Here is a 605-nt window from a genome sequence, read left to right as displayed (position 1 = left end):
TATTCAGTCCTATCTTCAAGCCGGTGCGTTGCACGGCTTGTCAGTTAAAGTGATGATAAAGATGAACAAGAGCAATTGTAAACTCCATTTTCATGATTGACGAAGCAAAGTTGATCCAAACCTAGAGATTGCTAAGCAGTTAAAAGAAATTTCTGGGGTTAAATTGGTATTAGCACTGAAGTGCTTCTCGACTTGGGGTGTATTCGACATCATCAAACCTTACCTAGACGGTACGACGAGCTCAGGCCCGTTCGAAGTGAAGCTAGGTTATGAAAAGTTTGGTGGCGAAACACACGCTTACAGTGTGGGGTATAGTGAAGATGATGTTCGTGAAGTGCGGAACTGTGCGATCAAATCATTTCACTCACAGTCTCAGCTGGCAGCACACCGTCATATTCGTTGAATGGCAAAGCATCTATCGGTTTGCGCTTGAATCCTGGTGTGAGTTACGCAAGCCAAGATTTGGCAAATCCCGCTCGCCAATTCTCACGTTTAGGTGTACAGGCTGATCATATTGATCCGGCAGTATTTGATAGCATCAACGGCGTCATGTTCCACATAGTAATTGATGAAAACAAAGATGTGGACGCCTTCATCGCGCTACT

Annotated in this window: 1 pseudogene; it reads left to right on the top strand. The window is 44.5% G+C overall.

The features are described 5' to 3' along the window. Nucleotides 1-61: 61 nt before the first annotated feature. Nucleotides 62-605, top strand: a pseudogene (locus tag CIK04_RS29730) (carboxynorspermidine decarboxylase); the annotation flags it as partial.

Source organism: Vibrio sp. 03_296 (assembly GCF_002265885.1).
This window is presented reverse-complemented; position numbering and strand designations above follow the sequence as displayed.